The following is a 21,271-nucleotide window of genomic DNA, read 5'->3' as shown; positions in this document are numbered from 1 at the left end:
AAAAAATGGCAATTTTCAAGTCAAGTTTACCGTTGTAATTAATGAGCAATAGAACTCTCAAAGGAGGCAAATTGACTAGCAAAAAATCTTCAGCCGCTCTAAAAATTATTCCCTTGGGTGGGCTGCATGAAATTGGTAAGAATACCTGCATTTTCGAGTTCAATGACGAAATTATCCTGTTGGATGCAGGATTAGGATTTCCCAATGATGAAATGCACGGGGTTAATATCGTTCTGCCCGATATGACCTATTTGCGGGAAAATCGCCATAAAATTAAGGGCATGATTGTCACCCATGGTCACGAAGATCATATTGGTGGACTTCCCTATCACTTGAAGCAATTTGATATTCCCGTCATTCATGGTCCTAGATTGGCAATGGCGCTGCTCTCTGGCAAACTGGAGGAAGCTGGAGTTAGCGATCGCACCAAATTAAATGCCGTGAGTCCTCGCGATATGGTGCGGATTGGCTCATACTTTATGGTGGAATATATCCGCAACACTCACTCGATTGCCGATAGTTTTACCGTCGCGATTCACACCCCCATTGGCGTCGTTGTCCATACCGGAGACTTCAAAGTCGATCATACCCCGGTCGATGGTGAATACTTTGATTTTCAACGATTAGCCGAACACGGGGAAAAAGGTGTCCTTTGTCTCCTCAGCGATTCCACCAACGCCGAAGTTCCCGGACACACTCCGTCTGAAGCCTCCGTCTATCCGAATTTGGATCGTATTTTCTCCCAAGCACCGGGACGAATATTGGTCACCACATTCGCTTCATCGGTTCATCGAGTGCAACTGATCTTAGATCTGGCACAAAAACAAAACCGAGTGGTGTCTGTTGTCGGGCGTTCCATGCTCAACGTTATCGCCCAAGCGCGGAATCTGGGGTATATAAAATGTCCCGATAGCTTATTCGAGCCACTCCACGCCGCGAATAATTTACCGCCAGAAAAAGTATTAATTTTAACCACTGGATCTCAAGGTGAACCTTTAGCCGCACTCACCCGGATTTCCAAAGGAGAACACCGGAAACTGAAAATTCAAGAGGGTGACACGGTTGTCTTCTCCGCGAATCCCATTCCCGGAAATACGATCGCGGTTGTCAATACCATCGATCGCCTGATGATGCAAGGGGCAAATGTTATCTATGGACGCCATCAAGGGATTCACGTTTCCGGTCATGGCGCTCAAGAAGATCATAAACTAATGCTCGCCTTAACCCGACCCAAGTTTTTCATGCCCGTTCACGGAGAACATCGGATGCTGATCCAACATGGCAAAATGGCGCAAAAGATGGGTATCCCGGCGGAAAATATGGTAATTACCAATAACGGGGATATGGTGGAATTAACCGAAGATAGCATTAGTGTTGTCGGTCAAGTTCCCTCCGGTATTGAGTTAGTGGATCGCTCCGGTATCGTGCATCATGAAGTTCTCAAAGAACGTCAGCAGCTTGCAGGAGACGGGGTAGTCACTGTCGCCGCCGCCGTGAGTTGGGAAGGCAAACTCCTCGCCCAACCGGAAATTCACCTGCGAGGTGTGGTGGCTAGTGTGGAGAAATCCCTACTCCAGCAGTTAGTGATTAAGCGGATTGAGCGGACATTGAGTGAGCAGTGGACCGACTTTGCCAAGTCATTGGATGGCAAAAAACAACCAGAAGTTGACTGGACAGGATTGCAACAGAAAATTGAGGGGGATTTAGAACGGTTAACGCGCCGTGAACTCCAAAGCCGTCCTCTCGTAGTATTCTTACTACAAACTCCAGAGGAACCCCCGGTAAAACGGGTAGGACGTCGTCGCCAGCGTACAGCGGCTAAGGCGGCTTCTTAGATTATTCCGGCTGTAGAGACGTAGCATGCTACGTCTCTACAATGTTGATAGGATTCCATCAAATCGTATCGGGTTTGTAGGTTGGGTTGACGAAGGAAACCCAACTTATTCTTTCCAGAGCAATCAAACGATAAATACACAGCGGTTTCCGCTGCAATAGGGTACAACATCAATCTCCAACATCTCAGAAATTAGTTTTTTCATTGCTGCTACTGTACTTCATGACATCGGGAACTGCTATAAATACCTGTTCCATTTCCGTTGTTCCAGGTAACTCCCGCATAGCTTCCTTGCTGGGCGATGACTTGACCTGAATCCGTGTAAATTCGCTAATTTAAAACATTCCCTAAACTCAAGCTAAGTTCGGGAGCATCCCAATTTTGCACGTTAGCTCTTTTGGAAGGACTGAAACTCTTGAAATACCATTGTTTTAGGTAATGTTGTTTCCAAAAAAAATGGGATGCTCCCCCTTAGTCAGACATTGCGATCACTCTAAGAAGCTTGCCACACAAAAACTGTAGCTTTTAACCGCATTAAGACCGCGATTAGCGGTAAGATGGGAGCCAGCACAGAAAAAGGATTCCTACTGGAACAGCCTAGTATTCAAGCCTTTGAAGAGATTGCGATCTGAGGTTTACTGTATCAATGGGGAGTAGAGGGAGCCGATGAAGAGGAAATCTATTTAGCAATGGATTGGCTCTGTTGAAGCAAAATCCGGAAACTGGTTAACCAGTCGTAGATTCAACTGTCTCTATTTGACAAAAAAGCAAGAGCTTTGCATTGTCTGCCAGGACTAGAGGCAACCTGACCCCATGGAGCGGATACCGATGAATCGCCGATACCAGAGCCATCCCAAGGATTTTGCGATCGCTTCCTCATATATCAGTTAACTTAATCACCTCAATGAGTTATCCTTATATGTGGTGTCACGGATACTGCTACGGCAAGGGAACTGAACTTCAGTTAGATTACTGATGCCCCCAAGTTCAGCCTGTGGCAACATGAAAATCAGCACTCTAGCTTTAATAATGGGGATAAATCGACAATTATCAGCTTTTTTATCAATTGTCTTAGTCGATTGACTGACAACCTAGTCACGCTTTATAAATTCTACTTTTAAGATGCGCTGCTTATTGATTAGAGCAGCCTATATAACCCAGTTTTCTTAATATCTGGGGGATCACCAACAGAACCGAGATACGTTGAATCCACGCTTCTTTTGCTCGCCTGAAGTTTACAGAACGTGCAAAATTCACGCTGAAACTTCACTAAACCTTTACGGACATTCATCCGGTGTAAATGCCAGAGTAGTTGTAGTTGGATAACAACTGGTTTAGTTGGATTGTTGACAGCACAGGAACAGATTTATGAGTGTATCTGATTTCACAACAAAGAAACTGATTTTTACGAAATGGGTTTGGATAGAGCCAAAACAGCCATCCTCAACTCCAATCCAACCCCCTCAACTTAAACAAGGATTCGATTTACTCAAACCGATTAAACAGTGGATTGATGGGATTGAAGTCCATAATCCTCAACTGGCACACTTGATTTGCCATCTGATCCCCGCTCAATGTCCCTTCGAGCGCGACATCAAACTCTTTGGGCGTACCCTGTTTCACATTCCCCCCTTGTGTAAGCTGAATCCCTTCTATGAGGAAGTCGTGGGATTACGCTTCCGGGCGTTGTGCTATTTAGCCGATGAATGTGGTGAAGATATTTCCGCTTACTGCTAAAATTCCAAGACTAGGAATTTTAATGTTCGGTGCGGAATCCTTGATCACACAGCATGGCAATCATTGCTCTGAAAGCCTGGTATCTCCAGGACTACGAACCCATTAGAGAACTGGAGAAACGCCCTCACGATTTGCGGTTAAGCAAAAACAGCTTGCTCAAATCAGGGTTAAGGGCTGACTTCTTAGACGATAGTCAGGATGTCAAAGAATCGGAATGGTTTGGGCGCTACCTGGATGGGGAAACGGTGGAGTTTTACATCGAAGGAAGCGGCGGCTATGCCATTTCTAATATCGATTTGATCTCCCACGAGATTTACTTCACCAAGCAAGAGGTGATGGCGCAACTTGAGCCAATTATCTTTTTGAGTCATCAAACTGAATGCTCAAGTGCAAGTGTTGCGCTACGGGATAGCCTCAATGACACCCTGGAGGACTTCAATCAGCGATCGCGTCTTCCCCTAACCTTAGAACAGTCTCGTCGCCCTACAGGTGAACCCATGCGCCTCAGCAGCACCCAGATGCGTCGCATCCGCAAGAGTTTGCTGTTTGTCGCCGACGGTACCGCGATCGCGAAAGTGGACAGAGAACAGACACCCCTCGTGATCCCCAATCCCCAAGTCTGTGTCGAAATCGGTTACGCCCTCACCAGCAAGCGTCGAGAACAAATTTTACTGGTACAGATGGAACGCCCAGATTTACCCGGACAGTTTCCCTTTGAGGTTCCCCAGCATCAGCAGCTATTATTTCACCATCCTGAGGATTTACAAAAGACCTTGCCTGTGGTATTAGAAACATTACTGCAACGGTTTAATTTAAGAACGTGATTTATCCCTCATCGTCACAGATAATAATTGGGATGGATTGAGGAGAAAATTTCATGCCTAGAACTCCAGATGAGTTTGCCGTTCACATTCTTCTGGCTGGTGGACACCGGGAAGAGGTGCGTTTTACCACGATTCAAGAGTTCCAAAAATGGTACAGTAGCGAACTCATGCCCAAAGCGACCTCCAATGATTTTATCAGCGTCCCGATTAAAAATATTCAGGGCGAATATATGGTGGTACGCCCCTCCAGCGTTTTAGCGATTCGGGTGGAACCCATCTTCGGGGGTAGCGTCGAGCGCTTTTAGGATGAAGTCTTTTATCGTTAGTCATTGGTACACCATCCAATGGCTAATGATTAATCATAGAACGTCACAGTTTGGACAAGCGTCAACAACCCACCACTAAATCGGAGTACCGATTCTAGTGGGGGCTTGAAATACAGCCCTCGTTGACCAGGCTCAGGTAGCAATACCTACGTTTAAGGTAAGCGTTCAAGTTCCTACCTTGGAATGCGTAGCTAGTTCCAAGTTCTAGAACTCAGAAGTTAAACAGCCATTTGGGAGGCAGTGCTTTTGAGACAGTACCGACCTTAAACTTTGTCGAAGCTAACATTACCCGAAAGGAGACTCACGCTTTGAGTAAAGTTTTCGTTCTAGACACCAACAAACAGCCTCTTAATCCCATCCATCCAGGTAGAGCAAGAATGCTGTTGTCTCAAGGGAAAGCTGCTGTATTCCGCCGCTATCCCTTCACCGTAATACTTCATAAGGAGGTGCTAAACCCCAAAATCGAACCGCTTCGAGTCAAAATTGACCCAGGAGCGAAAACTACTGGACTGGCATTGGTTAACGACAATACTGGTGAGGTTGTTTGGGTAGCCGAGTTACAACATCGTGGGCTTCAAATTCGGGATGCTTTAACTTCACGTCGAAGAGCTAGGCGGTCACGACGTAATCGTAAAACCCGCTATCGCAAACCTCGTTTTCTTAACCGTACCCGTCCCCAGGGATGGCTACCACCGTCTCTAGAGAGTCGGGTGGCTAACATCCTGACTTGGGTGAAGCGTCTGTCATCACTGAGTCATATTACAGCCATCTCGCAAGAGTTGGTACGATTTGATACACAACAGATGCAGGATGCAGAAATTAGCGGGGTGGGATATCAACAAGGGACTCTCTTCTGCTACGAAGTACGTGAGTTTCTGCTTGAAAAGTGGAACAGAACTTGTGCCTACTGCGGCGCAAAAGACACGCCTGTTGAGATTGAGCATATTCAACCTCGGTCAAGGGGTGGTTCTAATCGTGTCAGCAACCTATGTTTAGCTTGTGTTCCCTGCAATCAGAAAAAAGGGAATCAGGGTATCAAGGACTTTCTCAAAGGTAAACCTGACCGGCTCCGAGCGATCTTGGCACAAGCCAAAAGACCTCTGGCTGATACAGCCGCCGTCAATGCAACCCGATGGAATCTGTACGAAAATCTTCAGAAAACAGGCTTACCTGTTGAGGTTGGCACTGGTGGACGTACTAAGTACAACAGAACCATTCGAGGATTAGAGAAGACTCACTATTGGGACGCTGTTTGCGTTGGAGCATCAACACCAGAACAATTAATCACCTCAGGTGTTAAGCCACTGCTGATTGCTGCTAAGGGTCACGGAACCCGCCAACAATGTCGTACCGATAAGTTTGGATTTCCGGTTCGTTATTGCTCAAGAACCAAATTTCACAAAGGCTTTCAGACGGGTGACATCGTTAAAGCTGTTGTCACTTCTGGCAAAAAGATTGGAACTTACGTTGGTCGAGTAGCCACTCGCGCTACTGGGAGTTTCAACATCTCAACACTTGATGGGCTAGTTCAAGGAATCAGTCACAAATACTGCACACATATTCACAAAAAGGATGGATATTCATACATACAGTGATTTGGATATTTCAGGGGTATTGAACCCCATAAAATATCCCTCGTTCCCTCCCGCCGCTAAAACATTGGCGGTACTCGCGGGAGCTTCGATATATCCGAGAAGTTTATAGCGGGGGTCTCCACGAGGAAGAAAGATGAGAAAACAACTGACGAGTCTATCTCTGAGTTTAGGCATACTCTTATTCAGTGGCAGCAGTTGGGCTGTTCCCGATGTTCCTCTCGAACGAATCAACCCTGATACTGAAGCGGTGACACTGGACTCTCTCGGCTTCGATGAGCAACTCTGGGGGACTGCTGAACAACCTGGCGATCGCCAAGCTTTACTTAAGTCTATTGACCATAGCCTGCGCTATTTAGCGACGCCGACAGCAGCGGCGACGTACCAAAACTATCCCATCCCAGGGATAAACCTGGAACGAGTGCGCCGTTCCCTGGTACGATTTCGTCAACTTCTGCTCACATCCAATTCCCCGGCTGAACTGCAAGCGGCGGTGAATCGCGAGTTTGAGGTTTATCAGTCGGTGGGACATGATGATCAGGGATCGGTTTTGTTTACGGGGTACTTTGAACCGATTTATGCTGCCAGTCGTACCCCTAGCGCCGAGTATCGCTATCCCCTTTACCGTTTACCGACAAACTTTAATACCTGGAAAACGCCTCACCCAACTCGTGCTGATTTAGAAGGCGTGGATGGGTTTGGTGAAAATAGTCCTCTGTATGGGTTAGAACTCGTCTGGTTGCGCGATCGCCTCCAGGCATTTTTGATTCATGTTCAGGGTTCTGCCCGGTTGCAATTGCCCGATGGTAGCGTGATGAGTGTTGGGTATGCAGGGAAGACGGATTATCCTTATACCAGTGTGGGGCGAGAATTGGTCAAAGATGGCAGGTTGCCCTTGGATGGGTTAACGTTACCTGTTTTAATTGATTATTTCCGTCAATTTCCCAGTGAACTGGATCAGTATTTACCTCGGAATCAAAGTTTCGTCTTTTTCCGGGAAACCAATGGCGCACCCGCTACCGGAAGCTTAGGTGTACCTGTGACAGCCGAACGATCCATTGCTACAGATAAATCTTTAATGCCTCCCGGCGCATTAGCATTAATTCAAACTCGCATCCCCTATCCTAACGCCCAAGGGCAACTCGAATCCCGTTGGGTAAATCGCTATGTTTTGGATCAAGATACAGGAAGTGCGATCAAAGGACCTGGACGAGTAGATATCTTTATGGGGACAGGCGTTTTGGCAGGCGATCGCGCCGGAGTCATTGGCGGTAATGGAAACCTGTATTATTTATTGTTGAAAGATTCCAGGTGATTGTTTGTAGTTGCGCTGTCTTCGCCATAAACGCTTGCATCCCTTACTCCAAAGTAAGCTTTGTATAAACTGGGTTCTTATGGAAATTGGGGATTGAGGTGACAGTCTACCCAAAGGTAGCTGCTGCTAAATCAATGTCCATATCTTCGGGTAGTTCAAAACGAGAGAGGAAACGTTTGAGTGTAGCAAAGCGATAACCCACCAACAAGCCCTGATGCGAGGGATTTCGGGGATCACCATTTCCTTTGAGTACCTCTACTAATGGTTTGGGGGGTTGGGAACGGTGGAGAATGCGATTATGAGATTTGCCTAAGGAACAGCCTTCCCAAAACTGGATGCGTTTTTCTGGATCGGGTGAAAAATCTTGGATATATACCTCAATCGCGTTTTCCAGAAACTGTAGCATCTGCTGAACTTGCGATCGGTTGTGTTGCCACAGTTTACTATCCGGATAGTGATCTTGAATCACTTGACAGGTTAACTGAAGACTTTGTAACGTCGTTTTGAGTTGGTATTGTTGGCTTAAAATGAATCCATCCAGATCAGGTGATGACATAACGGTTCACTGAGAGTTAAATTGATTAGCGCTATGCTATTGGGCATTGCCTATCCAGATTTAGGCAAAGAGAACAGGCAATAGGAACGATGTAATTTCAATCATCATAGCTTGAAAGACACGTTCGTAGTTGCGCTGTCTTCGCCATAAACGTTCACATCCCTTCCTCCAAAGTAAGCTTTGTATAAACTGGGTTCTTATCGCCAACGGCTGGATGTATCGTTCGGTGAGAGTGAAATTCGCGAGCAATTCAATACCATTCATCTCTCCTATTTGTTGCAACAGCTTCAAGTTGAATCCGAGCATCTGAACAGTTTGCAAAAACGATTCTCACGTCCCACCTTAAATATTGGTGTTGTTGGTTTAATGGGACAGGGAAAAAGTACATTACTGAAAACTTTAAGTGGACTCACAGACAAGGAAATTCCGGCATTAGAAGGAGGCGCTTGCACGGCGGTTCGCAGTACAATTAAAAATTATCAAGGGGAATCCTTAGCCAACAAAAATTCAGAGGATACAACGGTTAAATTTAATGGTGTTGGCTCTAGTTTATATGGTATTCAGGAGCAGATGGTTTTACCTAAACCTAATCCCTCTGTTCAAGTTGAAGTCACGCTGCATTCGGAATCATCCTTTTTAAATGAAGTCATTTATCCCTATTACGATGAACTGGGTTTGGCGAAAAAACCGTATAGCTTAGAGGAATTCGCTAACCAGGTATTTCCCGAACAAGGAGTAGCCGGAGCGAGCCATGAAGAAATGTACAAACGCCTGTGTGATGACTACCATCGGAATCTTAGTCAGTATCGAGCATTGATTCGATCTGGAAATCCGCGATCGCTAAAAATTCAGGCGGCAGAAATTACCGATTATGTGATGCAAAAACGCGATGGTACTCAGCAGAATCATTTAACCACATTCAAACACTTGGCGGTGAAAGAAGTTAAGATTGTTTGTCCATTTAAAAATCCTGATGTTGGCAAAATTGCGTTGGTGGATGTTCCAGGTTTAGGCGATTCCAAGTTAGGCGATGAAACGCTGATGCTAGAAACATTGGGCAAGGAAATTGATGTGGTTTTGTTTATCAAACGACCTGATCCGCAGCGTTATCAATGGCAACGCCTAGATACTCAGTTATATGATCAAGCAGCCCAAGCGCTGAATGATCTAGAAAAACGGTCATTTATGATTTTAAATTATAGTCGCAGAACCGAGAATCTCAGAGCCGCAAGACCAACAGAATTGGCGTCAATTGGTGGCAAAAGTGGCGACAATGAATCAGGCGTCAGCGATGATGTTTATCAGTCAATTGTAGGAGCAACTTTATACCCAACAAGTGCTTTCGTTTTTACACTATAACAGTCTTGCATCCTGGTATTTTCGCATCCATGAGCGTAGCATCTTACCTCAACAGGGAGTTAAAACCATTGCAAGAAAGCCTATTCCCTATTTCCTCTCCCCACCACAAGACTCCCTGCAGCAGACCGGGCGGTGGAGAACTCGCTGCCTGAAAAGAAGCAAGCTACGTCCTTTGTCATACTCAAGGGAGCGAACAGCAAGCTACGTCATTTGTCTGTCAGGGATGGATAAATGATATAGTCTAATCAGCAAAAATACTTAGTTAAACGAGAATCTATGACTTTTTTGCAACTTGCCGTCATTACCTGTCTCGCCTTTGTGTTGATCAAATTTACCGCTTCTCTGTTTGGCTATGGCAATAATCGCGTCTTAAATAGCTTGGTTACAGCCATCCTCGCCATCTTTGTCACCTTTGAACTGGTGAAGCTGGTGCAGGCAATCTTCGTCAAATTAGGATAGGACGCTGAAGATCCCCCATCAGTCAGTAGGTGGGGACAATTAAAGTTAACGATGGAGATCGTCATTCGTCATACTCGCGCAAGTAAGCCATTCCAGGATGGGGCGGTTAAAACCGCATCTACACAAACAAAACCTGCCTTCGCAGGTTTCTAAATCGTGACATCCTCCTACATAAACCTGATTTCCACAACACTGGGAGCAACCGGGGTCACCGTCCATCCCAAACGAGTAGGCTGCTGGTAAATCCGTTTCAGCGTGTTGATATCCCGCACGGAGATTTCTGGCGGATAGCGAACTTGGGAATAGTACATCGTATCCGTTTCCACCGGAGAATGACCCCAAATTCCCAACGCATGTCCGAGTTCATGACGAGCCGTGGCTAGGGTATAGTCTACCGTTTGGTGGGGACTCAGATAAATGGTAAACTTGTGCGCTAAAATACGTTGTGATTCCTCAACGCCGGGACGCAGATAAAATTCGTAGCGAGTTTCTGCGGTACGGGCGCGAATGTTCTCAAATCGTTGGGTTTCGCGGTTAAACGAGGCTTGTAAAGGAGGGCGCGATCGCACAATTGTAATATCCGCAACTTCTGCCTCAGAAACCACCTGTAAGGGTAAATAGACAGTCCATTCCTCTACCGCCTGTAACACCGCCTTGTACCAATCGTGGAATCGTTTAGCACTAGCCGAGGATTCCGCTGATTCTTTGGGGTGTTCAATAGAAACCTGAACCGGAAACTCAGACCAAACCAGATACTCCACGGGGGTTAACTTAATCTCCGTCAAATAATCACCAGCATCAGTCTGATCATCCCACTGCGCCAATGTTTGGGGGAGAGGGTGAGGTTGAGGCGTTGGGAGAGAGAACGGAATCCCAGGGACATGCCAAGATATCGATAGTAACAGAATTAACCCACTGGTTAAGATCGCGATCCACAAGAGACGTTTCCTGGGGCTATGGAGGAAACGCCTCAGCTTGGGAGCGGTAATTTTTCTCATCCCAAATTCGTTGCTTGTTCGATTCAGTGGAGGAAGATATCACTGATTCAACCACCCAGCACTCAGAACAATGGTCAAACCGATAAAGATAATGGCAAGCACCCAAGTCACCCGATTGAGGGCGGTTTCGGCACTTTTGGCGCTGGTAAACAGTTGGGCTTGACCACCAATTCCACCAATACCATCCCCTTTGGGACTATGAAGCAACACTAAAACAATCAAACCGAGAGCAGATGCTGCCCAAATAATTTGCAGAACTTGACTGGTCATACTTGATTATGGCTTATTTGTCAATGGCAATGTGGTCTTCTTTTTTCGTCCCAGACCAAAGACTACAAGGCAACTCGTACTGGCGTCCGATTCTTCCGTACATCAAACTCCACTGGTTTGATCATAGAACGTCCCGTCATGTCTTCCGGTTGTGGCAGGTTTAAGATGTCCAGAATCGTCGGTGCAATATCTGCTAGCCGTCCATCGCTCCGCAGAGCAACGTCCGTGCCATGTCCAGGGATTTTTAATTTTTCCCCTTCTATCAGGATAAAGGGTACAGGATTGGTTGTGTGAGCCGTCCAAGCATTGCCTTGTTCATCTCGCATGTATTCCGCATTCCCGTGATCGGCGATAATGATTGCGGTGCCGCCCACTTTGTTGATGCTCTCAATCAACTGTCCCAAGCAGTGATCCACCGTTTCAATCGCTTGCACACAGGCGTCTGTATTGCCCGTATGTCCCACCATATCCGGGTTGGCGTAGTTGATCACTACCAAGGAGTAAATCATTTGGCTAATCGCCTTTACCGCCACATCCGTCACCTCGACAGCGGACATCGCTGGGGCGCGATCATAAGTTGGCACCATCGGACTGGGAATCAGTTCCCGATCCTCTCCTTCAAAAGGTAATTCTAAACCGCCATTAAAAAAGTAGGTGACATGGGCGTACTTTTCAGTTTCAGCCGTGCGGAATTGGCGCAACCCATTCCGGGAAACGACTTCGCCGAGAATATTATTCAAGTTCTGCGGCTCAAATGCCACCAAAACCGGGAAGCTGGGATCGTACTGAGTAAACGTAACAAACGCTAGGGGTTTAATCAGTTCCCGTTCAAATCCGTCAAATTCCGGATCAGTCAAAGCTTGGGTCAATTGTCGGGCGCGATCGGGACGGAAGTTAAAGAAAATTATCCCATCCCCCGGTTCCATTGCACCCGAGGTAATCCGAGTCGGGAGAATAAACTCGTCGGTAATCTCCGCCTCATAAGAGGCTTGCATCACCTCAACCGCACTTCGACCATCCCCATTCCCATCCTGGGTGATCATGTCGTAAGCTTTTTGGGTGCGATCCCAGCGATGATCGCGATCCATGGCATAGTAACGACCACTAATCGTGGCAATGCGCCCAATGCCAATTTTGTCAATATGGTCTTGAATGGTCTGAAGATAGCTGATCCCGGAGTTGGGATTGGTATCCCGACCATCCATAATCGCGTGAACGCAAACATCAGAGAACCCTTGGGATTTAGCAAAATCGAGTAATCCCAGCAGATGGTTGATGTGGGAATGTACACCACCGTCGGAACATAAGCCGATTAGGTGTAACTTACCCCCTTGATGTTTCAGTTCTTGGCTCAATTTTTGCAGGGCTGCATTCTCCCTGATCGAACCATCTTCCACAGCATCTGAGATGCGAACTAGTTCTTGGGGGACGACACGCCCAGCACCGATATTCAGGTGACCCACTTCCGAGTTACCCATTTGACCCTCTGGTAGACCAACATCTTTACCAGAGGTGCGAATAGTTGTACTGGGATAAGCCGTCAACAGGCTATCCATCACAGGGGTTTTAGCAATGGCAATGGCATTTCCATCCCTTGCTTTGCGGTAGCCCCAGCCGTCCAAGATGACTAGCACCACAGGAGATACAGGTGCTTGCATCATAGTATCGCTCTTGATTCCTACACTAATTTCACCGCCATGATATCATTAGTTTCTTGATTTGATGGCTATTTTGTCTCTGTAAGCCGTTTTTCTCCCTCTTCCACCTTGTTGGAGTTTAGACTACGAGAAATTAACCCATAAGCCAAAACTGAGAAAGAAGAAATATTAGGAAATTTAAAGAGCTAAGGTAGAATAAAACACCGATAGCAGTCCTCAATGAATGAGAAAATTTGCTAATTTGTGGAGTGGAGAGCGTCAAGCTTACTTGCCTTTCCCCCCGATTGAAGTTGCACCCTCCTGGTATGTCGCTTGGGGAGCGGTAGACTCGGTAACTAAAGGTATTACTTGGCGAGAGAGCCAGATTGCCATCGCTACTCCCAACGATTCACAATTCGCCCTAAGTCCCACCAAGCAGTTTGTTGTTGTTGGCGATGTGTGGTTGAGCAATCGAGCAGAATTGCTACAGCAATTAAGACTAGAACCTAATGCCAGTCAAGTCAGCGATTGTCAAATTGTGGCACAACTGTGGGAACACTGGGGAGTCGAGTCCCTAAGCTTATTCGCAGGAATGCTGGCGCTAGCAGTTTGGGACAGGGAACAACGGGTGTTGTGGTTGGGACGCGATCACGTCGGCGCACGTACCCTTTACTATACCACCACAGGCACAACGCGCTGGATTGCTCCCCACCTGAGAACTCTAGCACCTTACCGCACATCTGAGTTAGATTTAGTTGCTCTACGGGATTATTTATGCTGTGCCTTTGTACCGGGAGAGCGTACTCTATGGCAGCAGGTGCGGGAATTGCGTCCAGGAACCTATCTGCGCTTACCCGATGAGACTATCCAAGCCTATTGGCAAGTGCAAGAACAGATTACCGCCAAAGAGCAACCTTTGCCATGGCACAGCGAACAATTACGCTTTCTGCTTGAGCAAGTGGTACAAGAGTATTTGCCTCAAGGTGAACCGGTTGGTGCTTTTTTATCAGGAGGATTAGACTCTAGCTGTATAACCGCCTTAGCAGCAAAGTTTCACAACTGTCCAGTCCATACCTACTCCATTCATTTTGGTTCAGAGTATCGGAATGAATTAGAATTTTCCAGTTTAGTCGCTCAACATTGTCAAACCCAACACCATATCTTAGAAATTACGCCGACTCAGATGTGGGAAAAATTGCCAGAAACGATGGCATATTTAGATGACCCCATTGGTGATCCGCTCACGGTTCCCAACTTGTTAATGGGGCAATTCGCCAGGGAAAGTGTGGGCGTGATCCTGAATGGTGAAGGGGGCGATCCCTGTTTTGGCGGACCGAAAAATCAGCCGATGTTACTCAATAGTTTATACGGTTCTGTTGCCAATCAACCTGATGCCCTTGACGCTTATCTGATTTCCTTTAAAAAATGTGTGCTGGATTTACCCCAACTTTTAAAACCGGAAATCTGGACGACTGTACAAAAAGCCGCTTCGGTTTTTGAATCGGATTTGAATTCAAAGGCAACCTATCTGAATCGGCTGATGACATTGAATATTAAGTTTAAAGGAGCTGACCACATTCTGACGAAGGTCAATAATCTGACTCAGGCTGTTGGTTTAGAAGGGCGATCGCCTTTATTTGATCAGCGAGTTGTTGCCTTGAGTATGACGATTCCACCGGAATACAAACTGTCTGGAGTACAAGAGAAAGCTGTCCTCAAACAAGCCGTTGCTGATAGTTTACCAGACACAATTTTATATCGCCCGAAAAGCGGGATGATGGTGCCAGTGCAGCTAGCATTTCGTCAGGTTTGGCAGCGTCAAGCTAGAGCTTTATTGTTGAACCGGAAAGCCGCGATCGCACCTTACCTCAATCAATCATTAATCCGCAACTGGCTTGATTACCGAGGAGATACTTGGCATCGTTACGGGATCAAACTTTGGTTACTGGTCAGTTTAGAAATTTGGCTGCAAATGAATCTAAAGTAGACAAGGAGTTGCTACCATTAAGGTATCCTTTGTGATCATCTAAATAAGCCACTTATTGAACTATTAGAGAAGCCAGTAGGGTGGGCAAATTACGTTAATTTAACGATTTCACCAGAAATTTATCCATTTGCCCACCCGACAAACTCTTGATTGTTTAACAAAACACTGTAATCCTCCCGCAAACGAATCAAACGATGATTGCCATGTTCCAGTAACACTTCTGCGGGACGGGGACGATGTAAGAAGTGGGACGACATGGCATATCCATAAGCTCCTACATCTAAAATTGCCAGAATATCCCCTATTTTTAAAGCAGGTAATTGGCAATTTCGCCCTAAATAATCCCGCGAATAAGTCGTATTCCCACAAACATCAGTAGGATGTAGAGGTGTTGCTTTCTCCCAAGTTACAATTTCTCGATAACCGCCATGCACGGAGGGCACTGAAAGATTGGCAACCGTGGTATCAACTCCCAGAATCTGTTTGCCATCTTGCCACTTGACTGAGACAACTTGAGCGAGTAAAGTAGCACAACCCGCGATCGCGGCTCGTCCCGGTTCAATCACCAAGTCAATATCCCGTCCCAAGTTATTAAGTTGCTGGGTTAACTCAACGCCAAACTTTTCCCAGTTAAAGGCTGCACCATTATGGTGATAGGGATAGCCAAAACCACCACCAAAATCTAAATAGTCCCAATCCGGCAAACGTTTCGCTATAGTAAGAACCCTGTCGATAACCTGGGTAAACGCTTTCGTGGCATTCGTTCCCGTACCGCGATAAAAGTGCAGTCCCCTCAATGTTAAACCGAATGATTGGGTAAGAGCGATCGCCTGACCAAATTCTTCCGGACGAACTCCAATCCGACTCTCTCCCGTGAGTTGGGGTAAATTTAATCGTAATCCCAGTCGGGGTGTCTTTACTGATTCTGATAAGGATTGATAAACCTGACAACATAACTGTAACTGAGCTAGACTATCCAAATTGAGCATCGTCACTCCCCAATTGAAAACCTGCTCCATCTCAGTTCGATTCAAATTACTGCCACTGTAGACAATCTGGTTAGGATTAAACCCGGCTTGGATTCCTAGATAAATATCCCCTGGTGTATTAGCATGAAGTCCCCATCCTGAAGCCTGGAAAATTTGTAGGAGCGCGATGTTACCATTCGTTACACTGGCAAAGTGAAAGTGAGTGCGGGGATAGGGAATGGCTTGGGTGATGTGTTCAATAGTTTGCTGGAGGCGATCGCTTTGATAAACATAGAGTGGAGAACCGTAGGTTGCTAATAACTCACAGGCAAGTTCTCGATCAAAAGGCATCTTCATTGCCTGTGTAGATATTCTCTGATTATGATGAGCTAAACCGGCTCCTAGGACTTCTGAATTCTGAGTTCTCAGTTCTCTTCTTTCCATCTGTTGCTGTAACTCCATAACCAACGAGGTAACCCAAACGGATGATGCCAAGACAGGGAGCCTACTTCCTCACCGAAAACGGTTGTGCGCCACAGTTGCCATATTATCAGTAACCAGAGAATTTCACCAATGCGACGTCCCCTAATTCCTCCCCCCAACTCATCACCAACCACCTGTGCTGCTAACTGAGGTGAAAAACGTCCTTCTGCTCTTAGTCTACCCGGATTTAACCAAGTACCAATTTGATGCCAGAAGTGATTGAAACACCAGGAGGTTAAGGGAACCCCCATACCGCGTTTTTCCCGCCAGATAATGTCTGGAGGTAACCAGTTTTCCACTGCTCGCTTGAGGATATACTTTTCACAAGCTCCTCGCAGACAAAGTTCTCCAGATAGCTGAAATGTCCATTCAGCTAGGGGTAAGTCACAAAAGGGCGATCGCACGTTCACTCCGTTGGCAAAGGCTAAATTAGTGGCGCGGGGGTGGATATTTTGCGCTCCTTTGAGCATTAAGGTGGCGCGGCGGAGCCGATGTAGGAGGGAGGTGTTGAAGGTGGGATCTAAAGCCTCTTGCAGCCAATCTTGAGGACATAACTGCTGCACTTGGCTGTAGATTTCTGGCTGATACACTTGATGTTCATAACCATAAAGGCGATGAAAGGTACGGAGGTAATGTTGGGTAAACACTTCCTCACCTGCTGGATGTTCAGTATTATAAACACCTGCGGCAATCAGAGGTTTATTTGTCCAGCCTGCAAATAACTGATCACCACCTTCCCCATTGAAAATAATCCGGGTTTCTTGACTAGCAGCTTGTGCGAGGAGAAATAAGGGAACCGTCACCCCATCACCAAAGGGTAAATCTAAAGCCTGAACAGTAGGAATCATTGCCTTTTGGATACGACGCGGTGTGGCATCCACTTTTACCAGGGGAATATTCAGAAACTCTGCCACTTGTTCAGCATAGAACCACTCTGGAATTCCTGCATCACCAAAATCTAATGTATAGGCTTGTACTTTTACTCCAGCTTGCACTAATAAAGCTGCAACGACTGATGAATCAAGTCCCCCAGAAAGGAATACACCAACGGGTTCAGAAGTCAAGTCATTAATTTGACGCTGAATGGCATCTTGAAGCAGGATTTGCAGTTGTTTAATAGCAGTTTCTTCCTCTTGAATGACTGCCGTTTTTTCTTGCCATTGTAATAAGCGCTCTGGTTGAGCTGTTGCGATAATTTGCTGTTCATCACACCCCTGCCAAATCTGTTGTGTACCAGCCGGAATTGCTAAAATTTGCTCAACGGGTGTTAGGGGAGTTGGCACATAAGAAAAACAGCTATATCCGTATAAACCAGGGATACTAACCTGGGGAGTTGCCAGGATAGGGAATAACAATTGCAGCCGCGAAGCAAACCAAATTATTTGCTCCCCCTGAGTCCAATACAATGGCACACGTCCAAAGGGTTCTCGTCCTAAAATGAGGCGATTATTCGGAGTGACTTGAACCCAAGCATCATGGGAATGAGGCAAGCCTGAGGCAGATAATGTCGCGATGATATCATTATCAATGGCAGCCTCTGATAAACCCCTGTCTGAACCAATCCAGCCCACACCGTAGCAGCAATTACCCTTTCTAAATCCTGCCAACTGTTTCGCCGTTCCCAGGGTTGCAGGTGCAGCATTTAAGAGGTTAGATAATTGCTGTTCTAGGTTTTCTAGGTTGCCATAACCCCAGTAACCAATAAATTGACAATTAGTCATTTGTCAGGAGTTGAGGACTATTTACATCACAAAACATTACGATAGAACTACTCATTTTACGATAAAAGATGTGGTGCTGATCAGGCGATCGCCTAAAGACATTTGAACCGTCCAAGTTCCAGGTGCAGCAGCAAGATTGAACTGATGGCGGCAATAAGTATGCCACACTTGTTTATCAATCGCCTTTGTTTGCCAACGATTTTGATGAACAACCTCACCCCTGGGATTCATCCAGTCGCAGCTCAATGATAATCGTTTACCAATTGGTGCATCTTTTAAGGTAACGCGATAGTAAATTAGAGGACTGGTTTGGCGGTTAACCTCAGTCAGGATACTACTACCATCTTTGGTTAGGGTTATTTGGCTTTGCACGGTAGAGACAGTCTGAAGCGCTTGTTGGTTTTGCTGGATAATAACTGTTGTACCCGCGATCGCTACAACGACAGCAGCAATAACTCCCCCCACAATCCAGCGATTTCGCCGTTGCTGAACCGCTAACGCTTCCCGTCGCCTTAATTGCACAAGTGCTTCATCAAATAACTCCGGTGGCAGACTCAATTCCTGTAAAATCTGCTTCACCTGTTCGGGTTCAAGTTCGTCATCACGACGTTGGGATAGCCGTTCTACTTCGGCAACAATTTGGCTGAGTTGAGCCTGTGTCAGTCGATTGTTCATAGCTGATAATTTCCCTGACTCAATTTCCCGTTGATATAACTTGCTTGCCTTGAGGTGAAGTCGCATAACCTAAGAAAGCTTGAACGGCTGGACTTGCTGGGTTCTTGTAAACATAATATAAAATGCGTTTGTAGGGATAAGTGGGGTGATCTGGCAACACACCATTGACAGCTAAAGAGCGCACTGTTTTTTGATTCATGACCTGAACATGAGTCGCATAGCCAATTCCATCATTCCCTAAAGCCCGCAGTAGAGGCGTTGTGGCATCTTGGGATAGAGTGGTAATATTCGCTGTCGTGCCAAAATTTTCCCCTCCCAGCACCAGTTCTTTAAAGGCTTGATGGGTTCCACTAATGGCAGGACGATTGATGACGCGGATGGTACTGGCAGAACCTCCGACTTGTGACCAGTTAGTAATATCTCCCTCAAAAATATCCTCAACCTGACCAGGGGTTAATCCTCCCGTGAAAGAATTATAAACGCCAACGACGACCGCGATCGCATCGGTGGCAATTGGTACGGCGACTAAGCCTTGACTTTGTTCTTGAGGCGTCAAAGGTCGAGAAATCGCTGCGATATCTACGTTCCCAGCTAAGATATTTTGAATCCCTTGATCAGAACCACTAGCTTTGGGAATAACTGTCGTACCAGGGAACTGTTGTTCAAAGCTGCTTTTGAGATTCTGATTGATACTCACCATGCTAGTAGATCCGTCAATTCTCACCTGAGTGCCACTAGCAACAGTAGTTGGCGGTGGAAACGAACCAGCCGCAGGGGTTGTAGTGGGAACGGGTGCGGCTGGAGGCGTGTTGGTGGTGACAGGAGAAGTCGTTGGCACTGGGGTGTTAACTGTTGATGTTTGATTCCTCAGATAAAACCATCCGTAGCCACCAGCGAGTAAGGCACAGGTGATCAGAATGTAAGGGATGGGAGAAGGATCACCATGTTTAATCATCAGATTCACTTTGAACGGGAACAGATATCCAGATCAGCCACAACAATAATTCTCGAAAATCTAGACAGGAGTTGCGACTTGCTACTGATGACTCTTACTATAGACGCTAATTCTACGCAAAGAATGGCTTCTGATGACAAATATTTACAAAACTCTACACTCAAGCTTGACTTAACCAAAGCTTAAACTAATCGTGCTTATCTGTTGCCATTAAGTATTGATAAAACCGCTTATATCGGCGCTAATTATGAAATGCATTCAATGTCAGACTGATAATAATCTGAAGGAGCGTACTGAACATCAAGGGCGATGTAAAAATTGTGGGCATCCGTTTGTGTTTGAGCCGACGAGCATGGGTCAGGTCAAGTTTACTGACCCATTTTTTGCCAAGGCGATCGCAGATATTTCAGCGAATAGCACTCTATTTTTTACTCCCAAGCAATTTTTGTATTTTGTGGATAGGCGTTTAAGAAAAGGCTCCCAGATTGATGGCATTTTCTATTTTCTTTATATAATTGCCAATATTGTAATGCTGGTCTTTGTCGGAGTGGAACCTTCATTTATTTTGGTCTCAATATTTCTAAATATAGGAATAATTTTTACGTTATTTAGAACGAGTCAATCCCGTCAAGTTAGCCCTAAAACTCGCCAAGATAATGCCCGAGGTTTGCAACTCGTGGGAGGATTCGTTCTCATTGCAGGAATTGGCGTAAGTCTAGCAATATTAAAGTCCTTCGTTGCCTTCACAGTCGCTGTGATCCTAGGAATGCTGTCTATCTATTTGGGAACTCGACAGCTAAAACGTCAACGGGGAATATTTCAATCTTTTCTAATGACCCAAAATCAATTGGAAGAGTGGCTGAATCGCTGGGAACAAGTTAATGGTGCCTCCGGAAAAATGCTGCCATCTCCGCGTGAGGAGAATACCGAAACCGAAGTCAGTCCAGATATCACAGCTTATAGTTTTGACCGAGTCGTTGTCTGTGATAATGCAGCAGTTGCTCAGATGCTGATTGCCAATAATTTTCACTTTGAAAATAATTGTGCTGTCCTTAGTATTACAGGGTATCCACCAGGTATTTTTACCACTGTATTTGAGATGCTCAAACGCAATCCCCAATTAAAAGTTTATGCCCTCCATGATGCTAGTCCTCGCGGTGTGAGGTTAGTTCACCACCTACGAACCAGCCAAAATTGGTTTGCAGACAGTACGGTTACAATTTACGACTTAGGATTACTCCCTCGTCAGGTATTAAGCAGCAAACGTAATTTTTTTGTACGAGTACAGCTAGCGAGACCATTATCTCCAGAGTTACAACAGGCGCTGTCACCAGAAGAAATAGAATGGCTAGAGTTGGGCAATTTTGTGGAATTAGAATCTTTCACACCTCGAAGGTTATTACAAGTGGTGGCTCAAGGAATAAGTAGAAGTCAGATTTCCTCAGGTGATGCAGATTCATTGTTTATAGAAGTAGATAGCGATTCGAGTAGTAGTGAGGCTTATTTGTTCGCGTCCGACAGTTTTGGTTAGGATGAGATAATATACACAAGTCACCATTGTAGAGACGTTGCATG

At 45.9% G+C, this 21,271-nt stretch carries 18 protein-coding genes; 10 read left to right on the top strand and 8 right to left on the bottom strand.

Annotation, left to right across the window (positions count from 1 at the left end):
- Positions 1-41 precede the first annotated feature (41 nt).
- From RIE73_RS32580 to mltA, 6 genes are all read left to right on the top strand, one after another.
- The gene (locus RIE73_RS32580; RefSeq protein WP_446405116.1) at positions 42-1,835 is read left to right on the top strand and encodes a ribonuclease J; all 1,794 of its coding nucleotides are present in this window, start codon (positions 42-44) and stop codon (positions 1,833-1,835) included.
- A 1,367-nt stretch (positions 1,836-3,202) separates the two neighbouring features.
- On the top strand, positions 3,203-3,571 hold the full coding sequence (locus RIE73_RS32575) for a Mo-dependent nitrogenase C-terminal domain-containing protein (RefSeq protein ID WP_446405115.1): 369 nt from the start codon (positions 3,203-3,205) through the stop codon (positions 3,569-3,571).
- Between the two features lie 53 nt (positions 3,572-3,624).
- Complete coding sequence (locus RIE73_RS32570; RefSeq protein WP_446405114.1) at positions 3,625-4,395, top strand: hypothetical protein; 771 nt, start codon at positions 3,625-3,627, stop codon at positions 4,393-4,395.
- A 53-nt stretch (positions 4,396-4,448) separates the two neighbouring features.
- On the top strand, positions 4,449-4,700 hold the full coding sequence (locus RIE73_RS32565; RefSeq protein ID WP_446405113.1) for a hypothetical protein: 252 nt from the start codon (positions 4,449-4,451) through the stop codon (positions 4,698-4,700).
- Between the two features lie 329 nt (positions 4,701-5,029).
- Positions 5,030-6,316, top strand: coding sequence for an RNA-guided endonuclease IscB (gene iscB / locus RIE73_RS32560; protein ID WP_446405112.1), 1,287 nt, complete (start codon positions 5,030-5,032; stop codon positions 6,314-6,316).
- 133 nt (positions 6,317-6,449) lie between these two features.
- On the top strand, positions 6,450-7,628 hold the full coding sequence (mltA, locus tag RIE73_RS32555) for a murein transglycosylase A (RefSeq protein WP_446405111.1): 1,179 nt from the start codon (positions 6,450-6,452) through the stop codon (positions 7,626-7,628).
- Positions 7,629-7,734: 106 nt separating this feature from the next.
- Here mltA and RIE73_RS32550 read toward each other — a convergent pair whose 3' ends face one another.
- Complete coding sequence (locus tag RIE73_RS32550) at positions 7,735-8,184, bottom strand: hypothetical protein (RefSeq protein WP_446405110.1); 450 nt, start codon at positions 8,182-8,184, stop codon at positions 7,735-7,737.
- 180 nt (positions 8,185-8,364) lie between these two features.
- Here RIE73_RS32550 and RIE73_RS32545 point away from each other — a divergent pair, with 180 nt between their 5' ends.
- On the top strand, positions 8,365-9,543 hold the full coding sequence (locus RIE73_RS32545; RefSeq protein WP_446405109.1) for a dynamin family protein: 1,179 nt from the start codon (positions 8,365-8,367) through the stop codon (positions 9,541-9,543).
- Between the two features lie 276 nt (positions 9,544-9,819).
- Positions 9,820-10,002: a hypothetical protein gene (locus RIE73_RS32540; RefSeq protein ID WP_446405108.1), complete on the top strand. Its 183-nt coding sequence runs from the start codon at positions 9,820-9,822 to the stop codon at positions 10,000-10,002.
- 167 nt (positions 10,003-10,169) lie between these two features.
- On the opposite strand, the gene RIE73_RS32535 is transcribed toward RIE73_RS32540, so the two are convergent.
- The 3 genes from RIE73_RS32535 to gpmI form a co-directional block, all read right to left on the bottom strand.
- A complete protein-coding gene (locus RIE73_RS32535) occupies positions 10,170-11,000 on the bottom strand; it encodes a peptidase (protein ID WP_446405107.1) in 831 nt (276 codons plus the stop codon).
- Between the two features lie 39 nt (positions 11,001-11,039).
- Positions 11,040-11,270 (bottom strand): preprotein translocase subunit SecG, encoded by a 231-nt coding sequence (gene secG / locus RIE73_RS32530; RefSeq protein ID WP_044209019.1) that lies wholly within the window; start codon positions 11,268-11,270, stop codon positions 11,040-11,042.
- 62 nt (positions 11,271-11,332) lie between these two features.
- Positions 11,333-12,931 carry a 2,3-bisphosphoglycerate-independent phosphoglycerate mutase gene (gpmI, locus tag RIE73_RS32525; RefSeq protein WP_446405106.1) on the bottom strand — a complete coding sequence of 533 codons (1,599 nt, stop codon included), beginning with the start codon at positions 12,929-12,931 and terminating at the stop codon, positions 11,333-11,335.
- Between the two features lie 220 nt (positions 12,932-13,151).
- Between gpmI and RIE73_RS32520 the strand changes: the two genes are divergently transcribed.
- Complete coding sequence (locus RIE73_RS32520; protein ID WP_446405105.1) at positions 13,152-14,894, top strand: asparagine synthetase B family protein; 1,743 nt, start codon at positions 13,152-13,154, stop codon at positions 14,892-14,894.
- A 119-nt stretch (positions 14,895-15,013) separates the two neighbouring features.
- Here RIE73_RS32520 and RIE73_RS32515 read toward each other — a convergent pair whose 3' ends face one another.
- The 4 genes from RIE73_RS32515 to RIE73_RS32500 form a co-directional block, all read right to left on the bottom strand.
- On the bottom strand, positions 15,014-16,213 hold the full coding sequence (locus RIE73_RS32515; protein ID WP_446405104.1) for a diaminopimelate decarboxylase family protein: 1,200 nt from the start codon (positions 16,211-16,213) through the stop codon (positions 15,014-15,016).
- 74 nt (positions 16,214-16,287) lie between these two features.
- Complete coding sequence (locus RIE73_RS32510) at positions 16,288-18,066, bottom strand: asparagine synthetase B family protein (protein WP_446405103.1); 1,779 nt, start codon at positions 18,064-18,066, stop codon at positions 16,288-16,290.
- 51 nt (positions 18,067-18,117) lie between these two features.
- The gene (locus RIE73_RS32505; protein WP_446405102.1) at positions 18,118-18,741 is read right to left on the bottom strand and encodes a DUF3859 domain-containing protein; all 624 of its coding nucleotides are present in this window, start codon (positions 18,739-18,741) and stop codon (positions 18,118-18,120) included.
- Between the two features lie 19 nt (positions 18,742-18,760).
- Positions 18,761-19,696 (bottom strand): phosphate ABC transporter substrate-binding protein, encoded by a 936-nt coding sequence (locus tag RIE73_RS32500; RefSeq protein WP_446405101.1) that lies wholly within the window; start codon positions 19,694-19,696, stop codon positions 18,761-18,763.
- 247 nt (positions 19,697-19,943) lie between these two features.
- Here RIE73_RS32500 and RIE73_RS32495 point away from each other — a divergent pair, with 247 nt between their 5' ends.
- Complete coding sequence (locus RIE73_RS32495) at positions 19,944-21,227, top strand: hypothetical protein (protein WP_446405100.1); 1,284 nt, start codon at positions 19,944-19,946, stop codon at positions 21,225-21,227.
- The last annotated feature ends 44 nt before the right edge of the window (positions 21,228-21,271 follow it).

Source organism: Coleofasciculus sp. C1-SOL-03, from assembly GCF_040220555.1.
Lineage (GTDB): Bacteria > Cyanobacteriota > Cyanobacteriia > Cyanobacteriales > Coleofasciculaceae > Coleofasciculus.
This window is presented reverse-complemented; position numbering and strand designations above follow the sequence as displayed.